The following is a 15,289-nucleotide window of genomic DNA, read 5'->3' on the forward strand; positions in this document are numbered from 1 at the left end:
GCCAGGCGCGCGGCGTCTTTATCGGTCAGGGCGCGGGCGCTAAAACCGTCCAGCAACTCGGCCAACGTTAGCAGACCCGGTTTAATGGCATTCACCACATGATCCACCCCGCGGCTGCGTAGACGTTCGAGCAACTGGTGCAAGGCGTTGAATCGGGTGGTGATGCCCATAAACTCGCTGTTCAAGCGGCTGAGCCGACCGTTGCGCCGACGCATGTGCGGGTCTTCGAACACCGTCACGCTGCGCAGGCTTTCCAGGCCCACGGCTTCGGCAATGAAACCGACGTTACGCGCCTCGAATGCCTCGCGTTTGCTGCGTCCACGCAAGCCATCCGTGACAAACAGGGCGAACACTCCAAAGCGTTGGTACAGGGCGTTGCGCATGGCGGCGCTGGCGGTTTGCGGCAAGATCGCGGCGCTGATCAGGGTCGCGCAGAGAATCCCCAGGGAAATTTCCAGCACACGCCAGACCGCCGCCATGAACGCGCCTTCCGGATGAGCCAGGGCCGGCAGACCGATCATGGCCGCGGTGTAGCCGGCCAGCACAAAACCATAGGCCCTGAAGTTGCGATAACGCGCCGCGCCCGCTGAACAGACGCCGACCCAGATCGCCAGACTGCCCAGAAACAGTTCGGTGTTCTGGGCGAACAAGGCAATCAGCGCCACCATCACCGCCGAGCCGGCCAGCGTGCCGAGCAAGCGATAGAAACTCTTGGCGAACACCTGCCCGCTCTGGGGCTGCATGACGATAAACACCGTGATCATAGCCGTGCGCGGTTGCGGCAGCTCCAGACGCATCGCCAGCCACAATGTCAGGAAGGCGGCGAGCAGCACTTTGAAAATGTAGACCCACGTCACACCGTCGCTGCGAGCCCAGTCGAAGAAACCACGGCGCCATTCGAGGCGGTACAGCCAGCGGGCAGGAGCGCATAAAGACATCACAATAGAACTACTCAACATGGCTCAAGTCAGGGATGTCCTTGCCGGCGTCCAGGCCACCGCCCAACGCCGTCACCAGGTCGGCATGGGCCGTCAGACGCGCCGCCTCCACTTGCTGCTGCACCTGTTGCTGCTTGAACAACAGGCTTTGGGCGTTGAGCACGTTGAGGTAGTCAGTGAGCCCGCGCTGGAACGCAACCATCGCGATGTCGTAGGTGCGTTGCGCGGCGGCCACCGACTCAGCAGCGAAGACGTGTTGTTTGTCCATGGACTCACGGCGGATCAACTGATCGGAAATGCTCTTGAGTGCATCGACCAGCGTCTGGTTGTAGTGGGCCACGGCGATGTCATAACCGGCCGCCGCCTCCCCCAACTGTGAGCGCAGGCGCCCACCGTCGAAAATCGGCAGTGTGATGGCCGGTCCGACGCTGTAGTTGAGCTTCTTGCCGGTCAAGAACTCCAGCGCCCCGCCACCGGTCGCCATGTAGCCGATACTGCCCACCAGGTCGACATTGGGATAAAACCCGGCACGCGCGACATCGATACCCCGTGCCTGAGCGGCCACTTGCCAACGCCCGGCCACCACGTCCGGACGCTGGCCGAGCAATTCGGCGGGCAAGGCCGACGGCAACTTCAAGGGCGCACCGAGGGCCAGGGTCGGGCGCTGCAGCCGCGCCCCGTCTCCTGGCCCTTTGCCCGCCAGCGCCGCCAGTTGATTGCGGCTCAAGGCAATGGCTTCGTCGAGGGCGTCGAGTTGCCGATGGGTCTCAGGCAATGGCGCCTGGGCCTGGCTGACTTCGAAATGGGTGCCGATGCCGCCGTCCAGACGCTTTTGCGCCAGTTCGAGAATCTGCTCCTGCTGATGGAGGGTCGCCACGACGATATCGCGCTGGGCATAGTGCAACGCGAACCGGATATAGGTGCGCACGATGTTGTTCTGCAACTCCAACTGCGCCTGCCGCGCCTCGGCCACGCTGACATGAGCCAGGTCGACGGCCCGCTCACTGGCGTTGCGCTCGCGGCCCCACAGGTCCAGCGCATAGCTCAAGCCCAGGCCCGCGTTATTGTCCCAAGTGGTGGTGTCGGCCAACTCGCCAGGGCCATAGAACTGATCGGTGGGCCAGTTGTGGCGCTTGAGGGTCGCTTGACCATTGATCTGTAGCGACTCGGCAGCCTCGACGACACCGGCCATGGCCTTGGCCTGCCGCACGCGGGCAGCGGCCAGGGCCAGGCTCGGGCTGTCATGCACGGCCAGGTCGATCCAGCGATCCAGTTGCCGGTCGCCATAGGCATTCCACCACTGGCCGGTGGGCCAGTGAGCATCACGGGCAGCCTCGCGGATCGCTTCATCGGTGGCCAGTTGATTGGCCGACAATGCCTGGCCTTGCGGCGCAATCCCTCCCGTGCCGATGCAACCGCTGATGGTGAACGTTAAAAGCCAAACACTGAGAGTCTTCAGCTCTCTGCTGATGCAACGCGGCACTTGCGCAAAATTCCTGAGATGGGGAGGCGTGAAGAGGCTGAATGCCCGGTGACGCAACTGTGGGAGCGAGCCTGCTCGCGATAGCGTCCAGGCAGACACATTGAGGGGAATGTGATGCCGCCATCGCGAGCAGGCTCGCTCCCACAGCAATCAGCGATCCAGGATTGGCCGCAATTCTAGGCACCCCATCGAACGGCGATAAGCCGACCTTTCTGCGAATCTTTGTTACCGTTACTGCGATAATCCATTAGTCGGGGTCCGCTGCGCTGTAACTTCGTGTCACAATTTGCCATCTCCCAAGAGAGCCTCCCATGGACACTTTGCAAAACATGCGTGCGTTCAGCTGTGTTGCTGAAGCGGGCAGTTTCACCGCCGCCGCCGTGCAACTGGATACCACCACAGCCAACGTTTCGCGTGCGGTTTCCAACCTGGAAGCCCATCTGCAAACCCGCCTGCTCAACCGCACCACCCGCCGCATCGCCCTGACCGAGGCCGGCAAACGTTATCTGCTGCGTTGCGAGCAGATCCTGGCGTATGTCGAGGAGGCTGAAGCCGAGGCCAGCGATGCTCACGCACGTCCTGCCGGGCAGTTGAAGGTCCATACCATGACCGGCATCGGCCAGCATTTCGTGATCGATGCCATCGCCCGCTATCGTAAAACCCATCCCGACGTGACTTTCGACCTGACCCTGGCCAATCGTGTGCCGGACATCCTGGACGAGGGTTACGACGTTTCCATCGTACTGGCCAGCGAATTGCCGGACTCGGGCTTTGTCTCCCAGCGCCTGGGGATCACCTACAGCATCGTCTGCGCATCACCTGCCTACGTGAAAGCCAGCGGCTGCCCGCAGAAACCCGGCGACCTGCTCAACCACGCCTGCCTGCGCCTGGTCAGCCCGGTCATTCCGCTGGAGAAATGGGTATTTGACGGCCCCGAAGGCCAAGAGATGGTCACCATCAGCAACTCACCGTTCCTGGTGAACTCCGCCGATGCCATGAAAACCGCGATCACCAGTGGCATGGGCGTGGGCGTGTTGCCGGTGTATGCCGCCATCGAGGGCTTGCGCAATGGCACGCTGGTGCGGGTCATGCCCAACTACCGCTCCCAGGAACTGAACCTCTACGCCATCTATCCTTCGCGCCAGTACCTGGATGCGAAGATCAAGACCTGGGTCGAGTACCTGCGCGGCTCGCTGCCGGAAATCCTCGCGGCGCACCAGGCCGAACTGACGGCCTATGAGTTGAGTGGCAGTCTGGCCGGTGCACGGGTCGCGAACTGATTTCGCGCCCGTGCTCCAAGGGTGATATCAGCGCTTGCCCATCGAGCGACGCGTGCCGGGAGGCGCGGCGCCAGGGGTCTTGGTATGACCGTTCTTCGCGCCGTTCTTGTACCAAGGCTGCTGCCCGGCCCCTTTGGCCGCGGCCAGCTCACCGGGCTTGAACGGAAACTTGAAGGTCGGGATCGCGTTGACGCTCTCGCCGCTGGAAACATCGCTGTCGGGCCGGTCGGCCTGTTCGCCGTTCGGGCGTTCGTCCGCGGGCGAAGGTGTTGGGGAAGTCATGTAAAGCTCCGGGTAATGCGTGCAAGTCGGGCCCGGAGAGCGAGCCGCGAAAGTCGGCAGTATACCCGCCCGATACCAGCGCGCGCAGGGCGGATTCAATCGGCCCTTCACTCGTCTGACAGCAAGTCGGGACAAAACTGACAAGCCCGTCAGTTAGGCGTCACCTTCCTGACCACCTCACAACGCTATATAAGAAAGATAAAAATCCCTCTGTCCTGAACCGGCCTCCCACATCCATGCACATCCAGAAAAAAACCGTCTTGCTCGTCGCGCTCCTGGTCGCTCTGGCAGCTGTCGCCCTCTGGTATGCCATGAAGCCTGTCACCGCCAAACCCGGCGCGCCCGTGGCCGTGCCGGTAAGAGTCATCAGCGTGGTGCAAAAGGATGTGCCGCGCTTTGCCAGTGGCATCGGCATGGTGTTGTCACTGCACAGCGTGGTGATCCGCCCGCAGATCGACGGCATCCTCACTCAACTGCTGGTCAAGGAAGGGCAACAGGTCAAGAAGGGGGAACTGCTGGCCACCATCGACGACCGCTCGATCCGCGCCAGCCTTGACCAGGCCAGGGCCCAACTCGGTGAAAGCCAGGCACAACTGGCGGTCGCCCAGGTCAATCTCAAGCGTTACAAATTGCTCAGTGTCGACGACGGCGTATCGAAACAGACCTACGACCAGCAACAGGCACTGGTCAACCAGCTCAAGGCCACCGCCCAGGGCAATCAGGCGGCCATCGATGCCGCCCAGGTGCAGTTGTCCTACACCCGGATCCGCTCCCCGGTGACCGGTCGCGTCGGCATTCGCAACGTGGACGAAGGCAACTTCCTGCGCACCAGCGACACCGAGGGCTTGTTCACCGTGACCCAGATCGACCCGATCGCAGTGGAGTTCGCCCTGCCCCAACAAATGCTGCCCACCTTGCAACGGTTGATGGCCGCCCCCGAGCAAGCGCTGGTCCAGGCCTACATAGGCGCTGATGGGACCTCCGGTGAAATGCTCGGCGAGGGCCGCCTGAGCCTGATCGACAACCAGATCAACGCCAACACCGGCACCCTGCGGGCCAAGGCTGAATTCAGCAACGCCGCGCAACGGCTATGGCCAGGGCAGTTGGTGACATTGAAAATCCAGACCGCCCTCGACAAGGACGCCCTGGTGGTTCCACCGACCGTGGTTCAGCGCGGCCTGGAGCAACCTTTCGTGTACCGGATCACCGGCGACCAGGTAGAGAGCGTACCGGTGGTGATGGTGTACCAGGACAGTGACCTGCACATCATCAAAGGGGTGAGCGCGGGCGATCAACTGGTGAGCGACGGTCAGTCACGGCTCAAGCCGGGCAGCCGCATCCAGGTGCTCGGTGACCCAGTGGCCCAGGCCAATGTGTCGGAGCCAAAACCATGAAGGGCCGCGGTTCGGTTTCGGCGTGGTGCATCGACCATCCCATCGCCACGGTCCTGATGACCTTCGCCCTGATACTGCTGGGATTGATCGCCTTTCCTCGCCTGCCTGTCGCGCCGTTACCTGAAGCGGAATTCCCGACCATCCAGGTCAGGGCTCTGTTGCCCGGCGCCAGCCCCGAAACCATGGCTTCGTCGGTGGCGACCCCACTGGAAGTGCAATTCAGCGCCATTTCCGGCATTACCCAGATGACCTCCAGCAGTGCCCTGGGCTCGACCAACCTGACCTTGCAGTTCAGCCTGGACAAAAGCATCGACACCGCCGCCCAGGAAGTGCAAGCGGCCATCAATACCGCCTCCGGCAAACTGCCCCAGGACATGCCGAACCTGCCCACCTGGCGCAAAGTCAATCCGGCCGACAGCCCGGTGTTGATCCTCAGCATCAGTTCCAGCCTGATGCCCGGTACCGAATTGAGCGACTACGTCGAAACCCTGCTCGCCCGGCAACTCAGCCAGATCGATGGCGTGGGACAAATCTACATCACCGGCCAGCAACGTCCGGCGATCCGGGTACAGGCCTCGGCGGACCGACTCGCCGCCATCGGTCTGACCCTGGCCGACATTCGCGTGGCGCTCCAGCAGGCCAGCCTCAACCTGGCCAAGGGGGCGCTTTACGGCGAGTCGAGCGTTTCCACCCTGTCCACCAACGATCAGCTGTTCCAGCCAGAGGAATATGGTGAGTTGATCGTGTCCTACAAGGATGGGGCACCGGTTCATCTCAAGGACGTCGCCAAAGTCATCAATGGTTCGGAAGACGCCTACATTCAGGCCTGGTCCGACGAGCAACCGGGGCTCAACCTGGTGATTTTCCGTCAGCCGGGGGCGAACATCGTCGACACCGTCGACCGCATCCAGGCAGCCTTGCCGACCCTGGAAGCCATGCTGCCCGCGGCCGTGCAAGTCAAGGTACTGAACGACCGTACGCAGACCATCCGCGCTTCGCTGCATGAGGTGGAGATCACCTTGCTGATCGCGGTGCTGCTGGTGGTGGCGGTGATGGCGCTGTTCCTGCGCCAGCTCTCGGCGACTCTGATTGTCTCAGCGGTCCTGGGCGTGTCGCTGATCGCCAGTTTCGCCCTGATGTATGTGATGGGCTTCAGTCTGAACAACCTGACCCTGGTGGCTATCGTGATCTCGGTCGGGTTCGTGGTGGACGATGCGATCGTAGTGGTGGAGAACATTCACCGGCACCTGGAGGCGGGTGATGGCATGCGCGAAGCGGCGATCAAAGGAGCTGGCGAAATCGGCTTCACGGTGATCTCCATCAGTTTTTCGCTGATAGCCGCGTTCATTCCCCTGCTCTTCATGGGTGGCGTGGTCGGGCGTCTGTTCAAGGAGTTTGCCCTGACCGCCACTTCGACCATCCTGATTTCGGTGGTGGTGTCCCTGACCCTGGCACCGACCCTGGCTGCGCTGTTCATGCGCGCACCGACGCCTCATGCCCATGGCAAGCGAAGTTTCGGCGAACGCCTGCTGGGTGGGTATGAACGGACACTGCGCTGGGCCCTGGCCCATCAGAGGCTGATGATCGGCGTGTTCGGCGTGACCCTGGCGCTGGCAGTGGCGGGCTACGTATTCATTCCCAAGGGTTTCTTCCCGGTACAAGACACCGGCCTGGTGCTGGGCACCAGCGAAGCCGCCGCCGACGTGTCATTCCCGGACATGGTGGCCAAACACAAGGCCCTGGCCGAGATCGTCGCCGCCGACCCGGCGGTGCAGAGCTTTTCTCACGCTGTCGGCGTCTCGGGTTCCAACCAGACCATCGCCAATGGTCGCTTCTGGATCGCCCTCAAGCCCCAGGATCAGCGTGACGTGTCGGCCAGCGCGTTCATCGACCGGATCCGCCCCAAACTGCTGGGCATCCCCGGCGTGGTGCTGTACCTGAGGGCCGGGCAGGACATCAACCTCAGTCCCGGTCCGAGCCGCGCCCAGTATCAATACGTGCTCAAGAGCAACGACGGACCGACGCTCAACACCTGGACACAAAAACTCACCGACAGGCTGCGCGGTAACCCCGCGTTCCGGGACATCTCCAACGACCTGCAACTGGGCGGCAGCATCACCCACATCAACATCGACCGCAGCGCGGCGGCGCGCTTTGGCCTTACCGCCAGCGATGTCGACCAGGCCCTGTACGACGCCTTCGGCCAGCGGCAGATCAACGAATTCCAGACTGAAACCAACCAGTACAACGTGATCCTGGAGCTCGACACCGCGCAACGCGGCCGGGCCGAGAGCCTGGCCTATTTCTACCTGCGCTCGCCGCTCAGTGGTGAGATGGTCCCGCTCTCGGCCCTGGCCCGCTTCGATGCGCCGACCAACGGCCCGCTGTCCATTGCCCACGACGGCATGTTCCCGGCCGCCAATCTGTCGTTCAACCTGGCGCCCGGCGTGGCATTGGGGGATGCGGTGCGCATGCTCGACCAGGCCAAGAACGAGGTCGGCATGCCGGCCTCCATTACCGGTAACTTCCAGGGCGCGGCCCAGGCATTCCAAAGCTCCCTGGCCAGCCAGCCATGGCTGATCCTCGCCGCGCTGTTGGCGGTGTACATCATCCTCGGCGTGCTCTACGAGAGTTTCGTACACCCGTTGACGATCATCTCCCCCCTGCCCTCGGCCGGCCTCGGCGCGCTGGTCATGCTGTGGTTGCTGGGCCAGGATTTTTCGATCATGGCGCTGATCGGACTGGTGCTGCTGATCGGCATCGTCAAGAAAAACGGCATCCTGATGATCGACTTCGCCCTCGACGCCCAGCGCAAGGGTGGCTTGACGCCCCAGGAAGCGATTTTCCAGGCGTGCCTGACCCGGTTTCGCCCAATCATCATGACCACCCTGGCCGCCCTGCTGGGAGCCCTGCCGCTGATGCTCGGCTCCGGCCCCGGCGCAGAACTGCGCCAGCCGTTGGGCATTGCAGTGGTCGGCGGCCTGCTGGTGAGCCAGGCGCTGACGTTGTTCACTACACCGGTCATATACTTATGGCTCGAGCGACTGTTTCATCGGCCCGTCCAGCAGCCCGGACCTGCGCCGACGACGCTGGCGACCACAGACTGAGGCGGGGCCATGCGCGTTCTGATCATCGAAGACGAAGAAAAAACCGCGGACTATCTGCATCGCGGCCTGAGCGAACAGGGCTACACCGTAGATGTGGCGCCGGACGGCGTCGAGGGGCTGCACCTGGCGCTGGAAAGCGACTACGCGGTGATCGTGCTGGACGTCATGCTGCCAGGCCTGGACGGCTTCGGCGTGCTGCGGGCCCTGCGCGCCCGCAAACAGACCCCGGTGATCATGCTCACCGCCCGTGAACGGGTCGAAGACCGCATCAAGGGCTTGCGAGACGGCGCCGATGATTACCTGGGCAAGCCGTTCTCCTTCCTGGAGCTGGTGGCCCGCCTGCAAGCCCTGACCCGCCGCAGCGGCAGTCATGAACCGGTGCAGGTCAGCATCGCCGACCTGTGGATCGACCTGATAAGCCGCAAGGCCACCCGCGCAGGCCAACGCCTGGACCTGACGGCCAAGGAGTTCTCGCTGCTCAGCGTCCTGGCACGTCGCCAGGGCGAAATACTGTCGAAAACCGCCATTGCCGAAATGGTCTGGGACATCAACTTCGACAGCGACGCCAATGTGGTGGAAGTGGCCATCAAACGCTTGCGTGCCAAGCTCGACGGGCCGTTCGAACAGAAACTGCTGCACACGATTCGTGGAATGGGTTATGTGCTGGAGAGCAGAGAGTGACTTTGCCTGACAGTATCGCCCTGCGCCTGAGCGGCATGTTCACGCTGGTGGCGGCATTGGTGTTCCTGTTGATCGGCGGGGCCTTGTACCAGCAAGTCGAAAAGGGTCTGGGCCTGTTGCCGGAAGCCGAACTCGATGCGCGCTACAGCGTGCTCGAATCCATGGTCGGCCGCTACGGCACACCCGAGCATTGGGTGAAGATCAATAACAAGTTGCGCCTGCTGGGAGAGGAAGACAAACGCATCCACTTCTGGATCGTCAGTGGCGACCCGCGCTTTGAATATGGCAACCCCGATCCACAGATTCGTGCCTTCGCCGAAGGTTCGCTGGGCAAGCGCGACCTGAAGCTGGCGGCGCAGCAATACCCGATGAAAGTGCTCGTCAGCCAATTTCCGGCCAAGGAACAGCGTCCGCCGCTGCGCTTCATGATCGGCATCGACACCCAGACGTTCTACCAGACCCAACACTATTTGCTGGTGGCACTGGTGAGCCTGGCGATTGTCGGGGTGATCCTGGCCTCCTTGCTGGGCTACTGGGTAGCGCGTATCGGCCTCAAGCCGCTGATCAAGCTGTCCGATGAGGCCAGACGCCTGACACCACCGCGCTTGTCCGGGCGCTTGCAGCTGTCACCCTTGGCTCCGGAGCTCAGTCAATTCGTCAGTTCCTTCAACGCCACCCTCGACCGGGTCGAACAGGCGTACTCGCGACTGGAGTCGTTCAACGCCGACGTCGCCCATGAACTGCGCTCGCCCCTGACCAACCTGATCGGCCAGACCCAGGTGGCGCTGACCCGTGGGCGCTCGGCCGAACATTACTTCGAGGTGCTGCAATCGAATCTCGAAGAGCTGGAGCGGCTACGCTCGATCATCAACGACATGCTGTTCCTCGCCAGCGCCGACCAGGGCAACAAAGCCACCAAACTCACCAGCACCTCCCTGGCCGGCGAAGTGGCGACCACCCTCGACTACCTGGACTTCATCCTCGAAGACGCCCAGGTCCAGGTCAGGGTCAGCGGTGACGCCCAGGCCAACATCGAGATCGCCCACCTGCGCCGCGCACTGATCAACCTGCTGAGCAACGCGGTGCGACACACCGCCCCGGGGCAAGTGATCAATGTGCGCATTGAGGCCCTGGGCGACCAGATCACCCTCGCCGTCACCAACCCCGGCGAACCGATTGCCGATGAACACCTGCCACGCCTGTTCGAACGGTTCTACCGGGTAGATGCCTCCCGCAGCAACAGTGGCGCCAACCACGGGTTGGGGCTGGCCATCGTCAAGGCGATTGCGCTGATGCACGGCGGGGATGTCTTCGTGCGCAGTGACCGGGGCGTGAATACCTTCGGGATCCGCTTGCCGGCCTGACACCCCACGCTGTTTAGATCGTATTGGGATGAATTCCAGGCGATTGAATGCTGGATGAAAGCCATATCAAGCAAAGTAAAAAGATCTGCGCCTTCGGCAGCGCTCACGCGTTATTGCGCGAACACTGATTGCCCGCTCTCACCGATCCAAGCACAATCAGCAAAAGGCCAGCATCTGGTGCATTGCCGGTTATGCAACCCTTTGGGACGGATCCCAGCCACATGACAAATGCAGACATCGGAACCATGAGCGCGAGCAGTGCGACACCCGGCAATACCCCGTTTTCGATACGCTCGGAACGGGTACTCGTACTGGCCAGTTCGTTGGTTGTCATTGCCATCCTGAGCATCGTGACCTTCCTGCTGATCCGCGAATACGCCGCTGCCCAACAGGCCGCGACACGTTCGGCGACCAATATCGTGCAACTGATTGATGCCGACGTGCTGCGCAACGTGGAGCTCTACGATCTGTCGCTACAAGGTTTGGTCGCCGCCGCCCAACGCAACGACCTGAAAGACGTTTCGCCGACGATTCGCCACTTGGCCCTCTTCGACCGTGCCACCGCCGCCCCCTATAAAGGCGACATCCTGCTGCTCGACAAGCGCGGCAATGTAGTCGCCGACTCCGCCTCGATCGAGCCACGAAAGGGCAACTACGCCGACCGGGAATATTTCCAGTCCCATGTCCAGAACCCGAGCCCGGGCATGATGATCAGTCGCCCGTTTCGCTCCAGAAGTGCCGCGCAGGACTGGCGTATCAGTTTCAGCTACAGACTAAACGACGAACAAGGGGAGTTCCTGGGCGTGGCGGAAGCCGCGATGCGCTTGAACTATTTCAACCAATTGTTCAAGAGCCTGAACATCGGTCATGGCGGCACAGTCAATCTGGTCAGCAGCGACGGCTTTCTGTTGGCCCAGGAGCCGCCCCTGGCCGAGGACCTGATTGGCAAGGATTTCAGCAACCGCCCGAACTTCATGCGCATCCTGCGCGAAGGCAACGGCAGCTTCACCAGCGTATCCGGTCAGGACCAGAAGCCGCGCCTGTACACCTTCTCCCAAGTGGGCGACCTGCCTTTGATCGTGGTGGTAGCGCTCTCCTCCGATGAAGTCTTCGCCTCCTGGAAACGCACGGCGCTGCTGGTCAGCGGTGCTACGGGGGCATTGTGCATCGGTTTGCTCTGGCTCACCTGGCTGCTGCGTCATGAACTTAGGCGGCGCCACCATGCTGAACGGGAACTGGCGCAACTGGCGTCCATCGACTCGCTGACGGGCCTGGCCAACCGCCGGACTCTGGACGAAATGCTGCAACAGGAATGGCTGCGGGCTCAGCGTTCGGGCCAACCGCTGTCAGTCATGATGATCGATGCCGATCACTTCAAGGCATTCAACGATCGCCACGGCCACCCAAGCGGTGATGAGGCCTTGCGCACCCTGGCGCATCTGATCGGTAGGCATGTCCGCCGACCGGCCGACCTGGCAGCGCGCTACGGCGGTGAGGAGTTCGCGGTGGTACTGCCGGAAACCACCACCGCCGGAGCCTTTAGCATGGCCCAGAACATTCGCGAAGCGGTGGAACAGTTGCCCCCCTTCATTCCTGGCGCAGCCCCCATGACCGTCAGCATTGGCATTGCCACCTGGGCCCAAGGACCTTATGGCGAACTCGAGCAGCTCATGTTCGCTGCTGACAAGGCGCTATACCAGGCCAAGGCCAGTGGGCGCAATCGTGTGGTTTGTGCGATGTAACGGACCTCCGCCCCGCCCCTGTAGTTGTCCCGTACATTGCCCCCACCACTCGGTACCTCGCCCAGGCTCGGCATGCCCTCACTCCGGCCTGCGTGCTTTAACGGGGCATCCAGATCAAATCAAAAGCAGAGCAAAAGCGGGGCACAAGCAGGAGCATCTGTATAGCTGAGCCACCGCCTTCGCGAGCAAGCCCGCTCCCACAGAGTTTTCGGGCGTTCACGGTATCTGGGTACGACACAAAATACTGTGGGAGCGAGCCTGCTCGCGATGACCCCGGCACGTCCAACATCACCGCAAACTGACACGCCGCCTTCGCGAGCAAGCCCGCTCTCACAGGGTTTTCGGGCGTTCACGGTATCTGGGTACGACACAAAATATTGTGGGAGCGAGCCTGCTCGCGATGACCCCGGTACGTCCAACATCACCGCAAACTGACACGCCGCCTTCGCGAGCAGGCTCGCTCCCACAGGGTGTCGGGCGTTCACAGCATCTGGGTACGACACAAAAAAAATGTGGGAGCGAGCTCCTACAGGTCCTGCCCAACAGGTCTGATTGGTGACACCCGCAAGAGACTTCGCGGGGTAAGGGCGGAACCCTAAGCAGCCGTTACCACAGCAACGGATATGTACCCCAACCAACCCAACCGAAAAAACAGCATTACCCCCTATTGCCACAAACGTCCCAGAAAGCAGCCATAAAAAAAGGCCACCCGAAGGCAGCCTTTAAAAACTAGAGAGGTTTTTATACTTACACGGCCGCTACAGGGCGCATGTAAGAGATTGGTGCGGTGCTGGCGTCTTCGAACGTCACGACTTCCCAAGCATCTTTCTGCTCAATCAACTTGCGCAGCAGCTGGTTGTTCAGCGCGTGGCCGGACTTGAAGCCTTTGAACTCACCAATCAGGCTATTGCCCAGCAGGTAGAGGTCGCCGATTGCATCGAGAATCTTGTGCTTGACGAATTCGTCTTCATAACGAAGGCCGTCCTCGTTCAACACACCATCGGAATCAACCACGATCGCGTTTTCAACACTGCCGCCGAGTGCGAGGTTGTGCTTGCGCAGGTACTCGATGTCACTCATGAAACCAAAGGTACGGGCGCGGCTGACTTCTTTTACGAACGAAGTGCTGGAAAAGTCCACGCTTGCACTCTGGGTGCGGTCACGGAAAACCGGGTGATCGAAATCGATCTCGAAGCTCACCTTGAAACCTTCGAAAGGCACGAAAGTGGCGCGTTTGTCGCCGTCTTCCACTGTCACTTCCCGCAGGATACGGATGAACTTCTTGGCTGCGTCCTGCTCTTCCAGGCCAGCCGATTGAATCAGGAATACGAAGGGTCCGGCACTGCCATCCATGATCGGGACTTCGGACGCGGAGAGCTCGACGTAGGCGTTATCGATGCCCAGGCCAGCCATGGCCGAGAGCAAATGCTCCACCGTATCCACTTTGGTGTCACCGTTGACCAGTGTGGTCGACATAGTGGTTTCACCAACGTTTTCCGCGCGAGCAGGGATCTGCACCACAGGGTCGAGGTCGGCACGACAAAACACGATGCCAGTATCGACAGGCGCGGGCTTGAGGGTCAGGTAGACCTTCTCGCCGGAGTGCAAGCCGACACCTGTGGCACGGATAATATTCTTCAGGGTGCGTTGTTTAATCATGGCATGGGCCGCTTCAGCGCAAATTGCGAACTGGTATCAACAAAGGCTGGCGATAATAGCAGACCAGACCTTTGCTGAACACCAATCACCCGTATCCCCCTGATACATTTCATCAATCGGCCTGACGACGCAGGAATGCCGGGATGTCCAGGTAATCCAGATCGTCTTGCGGATTCATCTTCGCGGCAGTCGCAGCACCGGCCTGAGCCTGGTTGCGCATGACGGTCGGACGGTCCAGGTCACGGTAGTTCACCGCGGGTTGTTCCTGACGAGCGGCTGCTTGTTGCTGCGGCTGCGATGCCAGGGAGGTCTGAACGGTGTTGTCGATCACCTTCATCGGTTTCTCGATTTTCGCGCCCAGGCCAGTGGCAACCACGGTCACGTGCAGCTCGTCACGCATGTCAGGATCGATCACGGTGCCGACCTTGACCATGGCGTGGTCGGAAGCGAACGCTTCGATGATGCTACCCACGTCGGAGTACTCGCCCAGGGACAGGTCCGGACCGGCGGTGATGTTCACCAGGATGCCACGGGCGCCCTGCAGGTTGACGTCTTCGAGCAACGGGTTGCGGATAGCCGCTTCGGTAGCTTCGCGAGCACGGTTCGGACCGCTGGCGCAGCCAGTGCCCATCATCGCCATGCCCATTTCGGACATCACGGTGCGTACGTCGGCGAAGTCGACGTTGATCATCCCTGGACGCTTGATGATGTCGGAGATACCGCGAACGGCACCGGCCAGTACGTCATCGGCCTTGGCGAAAGCCGACAGCAGGCTTGCGTCCTTACCCAGGATGGTCAGCAGCTTCTCGTTGGGAATGGTGATCAACGAGTCGACGCTTTCGCTCAGCGCGCGGATGCCCTCATCGGCAATCTGCATGCGCTTGCGGCCTTCGAACGGGAACGGACGGGTCACCACCGCAACGGTGAGGATGCCCATTTCCTTGGCTACTTCGGCGATGATCGGCGCCGCACCGGTACCGGTACCGCCGCCCATGCCAGTGGTGATGAACACCATGTTGGTGCCAGCTAGGACTTCAGCGATGCGCTCGCGGTCTTCCAGGGCAGCCTGACGGCCAACCTCGGGATTGGCGCCGGCACCCAGGCCCTTGGTCACGCCGGTACCCAGTTGAAGGATGGTTCGCGCGCCGATGTTTTTCAGCGCTTGAGCATCAGTGTTGGCGCAAATGAATTCGACGCCTTCGATGTTGCTCTTGACCATGTGGTTGACAGCGTTGCCGCCGCCACCGCCGACACCGATTACCTTGATAACCGGGCTAGCGGGGATGTTGTCTACGAGTTCGAACATTTTCCCTCTCCTTTCATTCTCTAGTTTTTTCGCCTACTGCGTTTGTTGCATCT

At 61.4% G+C, this 15,289-nt stretch carries 11 protein-coding genes; 6 read left to right on the plus strand and 5 right to left on the minus strand.

Annotated elements, in window-relative coordinates; all coding sequences use genetic code 11:
• Together GSM73_RS27485 and GSM73_RS17340 are read right to left on the minus strand one after the other, a co-directional pair.
• A partial coding sequence (locus GSM73_RS27485; RefSeq protein WP_372241394.1) for an FUSC family protein occupies nucleotides 1–941 on the minus strand: 941 nt, incomplete at its 3' end.
• A 7-nt stretch (nucleotides 942–948) separates the two neighbouring features.
• Nucleotides 949–2,421: an efflux transporter outer membrane subunit gene (locus tag GSM73_RS17340; protein ID WP_160893340.1), complete on the minus strand. Its 1,473-nt coding sequence runs from the start codon at nucleotides 2,419–2,421 to the stop codon at nucleotides 949–951.
• 311 nt (nucleotides 2,422–2,732) lie between these two features.
• Here GSM73_RS17340 and GSM73_RS17345 point away from each other — a divergent pair, with 311 nt between their 5' ends.
• A complete protein-coding gene (locus GSM73_RS17345; protein WP_047228829.1) occupies nucleotides 2,733–3,701 on the plus strand; it encodes a LysR family transcriptional regulator in 969 nt (322 codons plus the stop codon).
• A 27-nt stretch (nucleotides 3,702–3,728) separates the two neighbouring features.
• Here the strand turns inward: GSM73_RS17345 and GSM73_RS17350 are convergent, their stop codons facing one another.
• Nucleotides 3,729–3,983 (minus strand): hypothetical protein, encoded by a 255-nt coding sequence (locus GSM73_RS17350; protein ID WP_047228828.1) that lies wholly within the window; start codon nucleotides 3,981–3,983, stop codon nucleotides 3,729–3,731.
• Nucleotides 3,984–4,219: 236 nt separating this feature from the next.
• Between GSM73_RS17350 and GSM73_RS17355 the strand changes: the two genes are divergently transcribed.
• From GSM73_RS17355 to GSM73_RS17375, 5 genes are all read left to right on the plus strand, one after another.
• On the plus strand, nucleotides 4,220–5,377 hold the full coding sequence (locus tag GSM73_RS17355; protein WP_160893342.1) for an efflux RND transporter periplasmic adaptor subunit: 1,158 nt from the start codon (nucleotides 4,220–4,222) through the stop codon (nucleotides 5,375–5,377).
• Nucleotides 5,374–8,484: a multidrug efflux RND transporter permease subunit gene (locus GSM73_RS17360; protein ID WP_160893344.1), complete on the plus strand. Its 3,111-nt coding sequence runs from the start codon at nucleotides 5,374–5,376 to the stop codon at nucleotides 8,482–8,484. Before GSM73_RS17355 ends, GSM73_RS17360 begins: the two co-directional genes overlap by 4 nt.
• A 9-nt stretch (nucleotides 8,485–8,493) precedes the next feature.
• The gene (locus tag GSM73_RS17365; RefSeq protein ID WP_047228825.1) at nucleotides 8,494–9,165 is read left to right on the plus strand and encodes a heavy metal response regulator transcription factor; all 672 of its coding nucleotides are present in this window, start codon (nucleotides 8,494–8,496) and stop codon (nucleotides 9,163–9,165) included.
• A 35-nt stretch (nucleotides 9,166–9,200) separates the two neighbouring features.
• Nucleotides 9,201–10,529: a heavy metal sensor histidine kinase gene (locus GSM73_RS17370; protein WP_372241395.1), complete on the plus strand. Its 1,329-nt coding sequence runs from the start codon at nucleotides 9,201–9,203 to the stop codon at nucleotides 10,527–10,529.
• A 245-nt stretch (nucleotides 10,530–10,774) separates the two neighbouring features.
• Nucleotides 10,775–12,271, plus strand: coding sequence for a sensor domain-containing diguanylate cyclase (locus tag GSM73_RS17375; protein ID WP_160893486.1), 1,497 nt, complete (start codon nucleotides 10,775–10,777; stop codon nucleotides 12,269–12,271).
• A 747-nt stretch (nucleotides 12,272–13,018) separates the two neighbouring features.
• Here the strand turns inward: GSM73_RS17375 and lpxC are convergent.
• Together lpxC and ftsZ are read right to left on the minus strand one after the other, a co-directional pair.
• Complete coding sequence (gene lpxC / locus GSM73_RS17380) at nucleotides 13,019–13,930, minus strand: UDP-3-O-acyl-N-acetylglucosamine deacetylase (RefSeq protein WP_030139673.1); 912 nt, start codon at nucleotides 13,928–13,930, stop codon at nucleotides 13,019–13,021.
• Between the two features lie 112 nt (nucleotides 13,931–14,042).
• The gene (gene ftsZ, locus GSM73_RS17385) at nucleotides 14,043–15,236 is read right to left on the minus strand and encodes a cell division protein FtsZ (RefSeq protein ID WP_047228824.1); all 1,194 of its coding nucleotides are present in this window, start codon (nucleotides 15,234–15,236) and stop codon (nucleotides 14,043–14,045) included.
• Nucleotides 15,237–15,289: the final 53 nt, after the last annotated feature.

This window comes from Pseudomonas sp. PICF6 (assembly GCF_009831705.1).
Classification (GTDB): domain Bacteria; phylum Pseudomonadota; class Gammaproteobacteria; order Pseudomonadales; family Pseudomonadaceae; genus Aquipseudomonas; species Aquipseudomonas rhizophila.